1 protein-coding gene is annotated in these 379 nt (G+C 74.1%); it reads left to right on the top strand.

The genetic code is table 11. From position 1 onward, the window contains the following. Positions 1–124: 124 nt before the first annotated feature. Positions 125–379: PspC domain-containing protein (locus tag I6F37_RS45255; protein WP_225155165.1), on the top strand; the 255-nt coding region annotated here is incomplete at its 3' end.

The raw sequence follows: 379 nt of genomic DNA, 5'->3' as shown, positions 1-379 counted from the left end.
TCGTGGCCGTCGGCGAGGCTCCTGCCATCAGGTGACAGCCCTGGGAGCACCCTGGTCGCACCCTGACTGTCCCTCCGGCTCCCACCTGATGCCGCCGGGACCGCTCAGGAGGGAGGATCAGGTGGTGAGCACCTCCCAGGACGCGCCACCGACCGCGCCGCCGCGGCTGTACCGCAGCAGCGACGGCCGGGTGCTGGCGGGCGTCGCACGCGGGCTGGCCGACCACCTCGGGGTCGACGTGCTCTACGTCCGGCTGGCGTTCGTGCTGCTGGCCGCAGCGGGCGGCGCGGGCGTGCTGGCGTACGGGCTGTTCTGGGTGTTCGCGCCGCAGACCCCCTTCGAGCAGGAGACGCCGCGCGACCGCGAGCAGCACCGTGAG

The sequence above is a fragment of the Bradyrhizobium sp. NBAIM08 genome, assembly GCF_020193935.1.
In the GTDB taxonomy this organism is placed as follows: domain Bacteria; phylum Pseudomonadota; class Alphaproteobacteria; order Rhizobiales; family Xanthobacteraceae; genus Bradyrhizobium; species Bradyrhizobium yuanmingense.
This window is presented reverse-complemented; position numbering and strand designations above follow the sequence as displayed.